At 51.8% G+C, this 5,972-nt stretch carries 7 protein-coding genes; 1 reads left to right on the top strand and 6 read right to left on the bottom strand.

Features of this window, described 5'->3' with window-relative positions:
• A partial coding sequence (locus P1P89_21680) for an EVE domain-containing protein (protein MDF1594129.1) occupies nucleotides 1–227 on the top strand: 227 nt, incomplete at its 5' end.
• A gap of 61 nt (nucleotides 228–288) precedes the next feature.
• On the opposite strand, the gene P1P89_21675 is transcribed toward P1P89_21680, so the two are convergent.
• From P1P89_21675 to P1P89_21650, 6 genes are all read right to left on the bottom strand, one after another.
• Entirely contained in the window at nucleotides 289–729 is a 441-nt protein-coding gene (locus P1P89_21675) for an archease (protein ID MDF1594128.1), read from the bottom strand.
• A gap of 55 nt (nucleotides 730–784) precedes the next feature.
• On the bottom strand, nucleotides 785–1,906 hold the full coding sequence (locus P1P89_21670; GenBank protein ID MDF1594127.1) for an ABC transporter permease: 1,122 nt from the start codon (nucleotides 1,904–1,906) through the stop codon (nucleotides 785–787).
• Between the two features lies 1 nt (nucleotide 1,907).
• A complete protein-coding gene (locus P1P89_21665; GenBank protein MDF1594126.1) occupies nucleotides 1,908–3,041 on the bottom strand; it encodes an ABC transporter permease in 1,134 nt (377 codons plus the stop codon).
• Nucleotides 3,038–3,805 (bottom strand): ABC transporter ATP-binding protein, encoded by a 768-nt coding sequence (locus P1P89_21660; GenBank protein ID MDF1594125.1) that lies wholly within the window; start codon nucleotides 3,803–3,805, stop codon nucleotides 3,038–3,040. The genes P1P89_21665 and P1P89_21660 overlap by 4 nt, the downstream gene beginning before the upstream one ends.
• The gene (locus P1P89_21655; GenBank protein ID MDF1594124.1) at nucleotides 3,786–4,535 is read right to left on the bottom strand and encodes an ABC transporter ATP-binding protein; all 750 of its coding nucleotides are present in this window, start codon (nucleotides 4,533–4,535) and stop codon (nucleotides 3,786–3,788) included. Before P1P89_21655 ends, P1P89_21660 begins: the two co-directional genes overlap by 20 nt.
• Before the next feature lie 123 nt (nucleotides 4,536–4,658).
• Nucleotides 4,659–5,825: an efflux RND transporter periplasmic adaptor subunit gene (locus P1P89_21650; GenBank protein ID MDF1594123.1), complete on the bottom strand. Its 1,167-nt coding sequence runs from the start codon at nucleotides 5,823–5,825 to the stop codon at nucleotides 4,659–4,661.
• Nucleotides 5,826–5,972: the final 147 nt, after the last annotated feature.

Raw genomic sequence — 5,972 nt, 5'->3', positions numbered from 1 at the left:
AGGTGACCCGGGAAGCCTATCCTGATCCCACAAGCAAGGAACCCGGTTGGCTTACCTGCAATTTCAGGCCGGTGAAAACTCTAACTTGTCCAATCACTCTGACGGAAATCAAAGCAAACCCAGCTTTGTCGAAACTCCCCCTCATACGCCAATCCCGGCTTGCTGTAATGCCGGTAACGCCTAAAGAGTTTGAGGAGATACTAGTCATTAGTTCAGAAAAAGGGTGAATATCATCAATTTTGCATTAATCGGGACGCCCTTCACATTTTTACATTTCATCTGTTCATCTTATACGTCAAAGATTATGCGGGCCTCCCAGCCGCTGGGGCATGGTGCCACTTGAATCTGGTGGTAAGTGACTGCCTTGATTTCATTCTTAATAACATGCCGGCCCGGATCATAATCGTCATGGTAAAGGATTGCGTTGATTTCGGATGCGGTAATTTTTTGAACCTTTGCCGACTTCACCAAAAGTTCGTTACCGGCCCAGAGATACAAAAGCTCCCGGAGCCAGTTAACCATTAAATCGGGCCAGTCAGAACCGGTTACGGTGATTTGCCTTTTGTTTTGTCCATTGAGGAAGTTGATATCGGTCAACAAATCAGATAGGGCATAGGCGGCATTTGTAAATAATGCCTTGGGGTTAGAGCCGAAAACCTGGATGCCGAAATCGGCGGTGTGATCTATCAGCTTGTATTTTCTTACTCTACAGGTTTGTTCCGGAGCCATCTTCTGATTTCCCCCTTTTTGCCTGAATTTTGACTGCTCACGGGTAATCCTCAAATTAATCCAGACGCTTTTTAAAGCGGCTGACGGCCCCGATAAAAACGATCCCCCCAAGAATCGTCAGTCCCACGAACTGCGGCCACAGCACATGGATGCCGGTTCCTTTCAGAAAAATGCCCCGGATGATAATCAGAAAGTATTGCAACGGGTTCAGGTAAGTGAGCCACTGGACCGGCAGCGGCATGTTGGCGATGGGGAATACAAATCCGCTGAGCATGAAAAAGGGCAAGACAAAGAAGAAAGTGGTCATCATGGCCTGCTGCTGGGTGGCTGAAATCGTTGAGATAAAAAGTCCGATTCCCAGCGTACTCAGTAAAAACAGGCAGGTGGCTGCAAACAGCAGGCCGATACTGCCGACCAGGGGAATTTGGAACCAGAATACCGCGAAAATTGTGACCAGTACCATTTGGGCCTGGGCAATCAGTATGAAAGGGATGGTTTTCCCCAGAATCAGTTCGGTCGGCTTTAAGGGCGTGACAATCAACTGCTCCATGGTACCGGATTCCTTTTCCCGGATAATCGCCATGGATGTCAACAGCAGTGTCAGCAGCATCACTAGAAAAGCGACGATTCCGGGGACATAGAAATTGCGGCTGTCCAGGTTCGGATTGTACCAGGTGCGGATGCGCAAATCAATGCGGCCAAAGTCCAGTTTTTGGAGGTAACGTTCGCGAATCATCTGATTGTTGAAAGTGTCCAGAACCGAGAGTGTGTGAGAAAGCCTGACGGCCGTCATATTGCTCATACTGCCGTCTGCCAGGATCTGGATGATAGCCGTATCGTCTTTGCGGATCCGGCTGCTGAAATCCGGAGGGATATTGATGACCAGATCGACGTTTCGTTCAAGCAGCAGTTGGTCCAGGTCTTGGGGGTGACTATGGTAGTGGGTAATCCTGAAGGTTTTATTGGCATTGACGGCATCTATAAATAACCGGCTTTCGCGTGTGCGGCTCTGGTCGAAAATCCCGACGCGGATGTCCCTGACATCGGTGGTGACGACATACCCGAACAGGACCAGTTGAACCAGGGGGGCAACGATTAAAAGGGGACGGTTTTTTTTGTCCCTGAACAACTGAATAAACTCTTTGCGCACCAGTTCCCGGACTCTCAGCCAGGCCATCTTACAGGCCCTCCCGTTTTAAAACAATAAGGTTGAGTATAAAGAGAAAGCCGAACATGCCCGCCAAAACCAGGTAGCTTGGCCAAAGCAGCTTCAATCCGATGTTTCGCAGGTATAATCCGTTGAGTATATCAATGAAATAAGTTGCCGGAACGATGCGTGTCAACTTTTGCAGGAAAACCGGCATATTTTCAATGGGGAAGACAAAATTGGACAGCAGCAGTGACGGCAGATACGTAATCAGGATTGCCATCTGGTTTGCCACCAGCTGGGACTTGGTAACGACCGAAATCAGCAGCCCCAGGCTCAGGGCCACCCCCAGATAAATGGCGGAAGCCAGGATCATCAACCAGAAACTTGATTTCATGACAACCCCGAAAAGCAGCTGCCCCATTAGAATAGCCGCCAGGACATCCACCAGTGCGATAAAAAAATACGGAATCGCTTTGCCGGCAAGAAAGTCCGCCGCCCTTACCGGCATGGATAATATGGTTTCCATGGTGCCGTTTTCGTATTCCCGGGCAATGACCAGGGATGTCAGCATGGCTCCCACAATCATGATAATGATGGCGATAATGCCGGGAATGATAAAAACGCGGCTTTCCAGATCTTCATTAAACCAGATGCGAATGCGCCCCTCAACCGGCGGCTTGATTTTTTCCATATTTTTACGGTTAAAAAAATCAGCGCGCAACTTCTGGTTGTAGTTTTCCATAAAGATGGTGATGTAGCCGCGGGAAATGCCGGCGTAATTCGGATCGCTGCCGTCCAGCAGGACCTGCAGGGGGCTAAGGCGGTCGGCCTTGATATTTTCCGTCCAGCCCGGCGGAATGATCAGCCCCATGGTCGCGCGGTTGTTATCCAGAAATTGTCCCACGGATTCGGCATCCGGCAGATGCCCGACCACGCTAAAATAGGATGAGGCGTCCAGCATGCGGATCAGGTCGCGGCTCAGGGGGGTTTTGTCATGGTCCGCCACAACGGTCCGGACGTTGTTCACATCAAGGCTCAGGGCATAGCCGAACAGCAGGATCAGGAGCAGCGGTATCATGAAGGCCAGATACAGACTGCGAAAATCCCGGATGAGATGATAAAATTCCTTGCGGGCGATGGCCTGAACGGTTCTCAGATTCATGGTGTTGACGGTTCTGTTTTTCGTGTCATGAGTTTAATAAAAACATCGTTCAAGTCCGCGTCGGGCAGATTCGGAAAGATGTCGCCGACGATTTGGGACGGGGGGCCGCCGGCGACGATTATACCGGCATTGATCATCACCACGCGGTTACAGTGTTCGGCCTCATCCATGTAATGGGTGGTTACAAAAACAGTGACGCCTTCAGCGGTGAGGTGTTTGATAAAGTCCCAGAAATGTTGTCGTGTGATGGGATCGACGCCCGAGGTCGGCTCATCCAGAAACAGAATTTGGGGCCGATGCAGCATGGCGCACCCCAGGGCCAGGCGTTGCCGCCACCCCGGGGGCAGCTCCCGGGTCAGGCGCTGACGAACATCCTGAAGCCGGGTCATCTGCAGGACCCAGTCACTCCGGTCTTTCCAATCTCCGGCCGGTACATTATATATGCCCAGATAAAAACGGATATTTTCAAAAGGGGTCATGTCATCATAGAGTGAAAATCTTTGAGACATATACCCGATGGCCTGTTTTATTTTTTCGGACTCCCTGAATATGTCGAAACCCGCCACCTGCCCGGCGCCTGCGCTGGGTGTGATGATGCCGCACAGCATCCGGATGGTGGTGGATTTGCCGGCGCCGTTGGGTCCCAGAAACCCGAAGATTTCGCCTTTGCGGACGGCAAAGGAAATTTTGTCCACAGCCGTAAAACGGCCGAATTTCTTTTCCAGGTCGGTAACCCGGACTGCCTCAAGGGTTGAAGCGTTCATCTGCCAGTGCCTTGTCTGCGGCCTGGATGCGGTGTATCATGGCTGTTTCCAGGTCGGGAAAGTTTAGTCGCAGCGCTTGCGGGGATGATTCTGCCAGAAGGTGGGCATTGTGCATCAACATCAGATGGTCACATTTTTCACCCTCGTCCAGATAGGCAGTGGAGACCAGAATGGTCATGCCGTCATGCCGCATCTGCGAGAGGATATCCCAAAACTCCTGCCGGGAAACCGGATCTACGCCGTTGGTGGGTTCGTCCAGAATTAAGACGGCGGGTTCATGAACCAGGACGCAGGCCAACCCCAGCTTCTGCTTCATGCCGCCGGAAAGATCCCGGGCCAGCCGGTGGACAAAAGGGAGCAGATTTGAAAAACCAAGATAAAAATCTTTTCGGGTTTGCCGTTCTTTGCCGGTGATGCCGAAAATATCCATGAAAAAGTCGATGTTTTCGTCTACGGTCAGATCCTGATACAGCCCGAATCGCTGGGGCATATAGCCGATCAGCGGCTTGACCGTTTTTTTCTGCGAGACGACATCGTGGCCCTTGACGAATATCCGGCCTGCGGTTGGTTTCAACATGGCGGCGACCATCCGCAAAAGGGTGGTCTTGCCGGCGCCGTCTGAACCCACCAAGCCCATGATGGTCCCTTCCGCTACTGAAAACGAAACCTGGGAGACGGCTTCGTGTCCGCCAAAATTTTTGGATACGGTATCAACGGTGACGATGGACATGGTATGTTTATTTCGATATTCGGATTTCAAATTTTGCTAATGACTTTTGTACAAATCATGCCCTCTGGGCTTAGACAAAAGCCGGCCCCTTTGGGTCGGATATTTACATTGCAGCTGCAGGGGTCACCGCAGCCAGGCATCTGCGGGCATGCCCGGTTTTAACTCCAGGCCCGGATTTAAAATGGCAATTTTAACCAGGTAGACCAGCTTGACCCGCTCTTTATGGGTCTGAATGATTTTGGGGGTGAATTCAGCCTCGGGTGAAATAAACGAGACTTGGCCCGGGTAGGTTTTTTGGGGATAGGTATCTGTTTTGATCTCCACCCGTTGTCCCGGCTTGATTTTTCCGATTTCAGGTTCGTCTACAAATATTTTCAGCTCCACCGTCGATAAATCGGCCAGGGTCAGAACTTCACGACCCGGCGACACCACCTCGCCCGGCTCCACGTTTCGGCTGGTGAGGGTTCCTTTAAAGGGCGCTTTCAGGCAGGTATAATTGAGCTGGATTTTCGCAATATCAACAGCTGCGCGGGCCGTCTCAACCATCGCCCCGGCAGCGGCCACCTCTTTTTCAGCGGCTTCGATTTTTTTCAGGTTGCCCCTGGCCTGTTTCAGCACAGCCAGGCCTTCTGACAATCTAGCCCCTGCGGCTTGGATCGATTCCTTGCGAAACCCCTCCTTCAAAAGGCTGTAGGCCGCCTGGGCCCGTTCGTATTCTTTCAGCGCTGTCTCGAACTTCAGGTCAACGCGGTCTTTTTCCTTTTCGGAGATCACCCGCTTTTGAAAAAGGGCATCGAAACGCTCTTTGTCCCTGCGGGCCTCGTCCATGGCCGCCCGGCTGGACAGGACAGCCAGACGGGCCTGCTCAATTTCCTGGGACCGGTAGCCGGACTCCAGTTCTTCGAGTTGTGATCTTAATAAGCTGACAGCAGCCGTGGCCCGCTCCACTTCAGCCGGGAGCGTTGACTGATAAATTTCCCGGACCGTCTGGAGCTGTTTAAGGGTTTCCCGGGAACGTAACAGCTCCGCCTGGGACTGGGTGAACCGGGCTGAAAATTCTTCACCAGCGAGCCGGGCAAGGCACTGGTCTTTTTCGACGGGCTGTCCTTCGTCAACGAAAACATGCGCTATCCGCCCGCTGACCTGAAAAGACAGGTTGGCCTGGGTGGCTTCAATGGTGCCGGAATAATACAGTTCGGCCGTGAGTTTCCGGTGCTGGCCCAGGTAAACGAGCGAGCCGACACCAAAGAGCAGAACCAGAAAGAAAATCAGGATGAGTCGTTTTTTCATGCGCGGTCTCCATCAACCGATGAGCCCTTATAGCATTTAGAACGGTCGGAATTCAAGGGGGCTGACACGACCTAAATCCACCGCCTAATATTAAGCGCGGACGTATTTTAGATTGGCGGAGACTTTTTTAACAAAAATTTCACTCCG

The sequence above is a fragment of the Desulfobacterales bacterium genome, assembly GCA_029211065.1.
Taxonomy (GTDB): Bacteria; Desulfobacterota; Desulfobacteria; order Desulfobacterales; family JARGFK01; genus JARGFK01.
Note: the sequence above shows the minus strand (reverse complement) of the source record. Positions and strands in the feature narration are given on the sequence as shown.

Excerpts from the sequence above, each read along its gene's own strand:
- P1P89_21675 (MDF1594128.1), bottom strand. The coding sequence starts at position 729 with ATGGCTCCGGAACAAACCTGTAGAGTAAGAAAATACAAGCTGATAGAT.
- P1P89_21670 (MDF1594127.1), bottom strand. The coding sequence starts at position 1,906 with ATGGCCTGGCTGAGAGTCCGGGAACTGGTGCGCAAAGAGTTTATTCAG.
- P1P89_21665 (MDF1594126.1), bottom strand. The coding sequence starts at position 3,041 with ATGAATCTGAGAACCGTTCAGGCCATCGCCCGCAAGGAATTTTATCAT.
- P1P89_21660 (MDF1594125.1), bottom strand. The coding sequence starts at position 3,805 with ATGAACGCTTCAACCCTTGAGGCAGTCCGGGTTACCGACCTGGAAAAG.
- P1P89_21655 (MDF1594124.1), bottom strand. The coding sequence starts at position 4,535 with ATGTCCATCGTCACCGTTGATACCGTATCCAAAAATTTTGGCGGACAC.
- P1P89_21650 (MDF1594123.1), bottom strand. The coding sequence starts at position 5,825 with ATGAAAAAACGACTCATCCTGATTTTCTTTCTGGTTCTGCTCTTTGGT.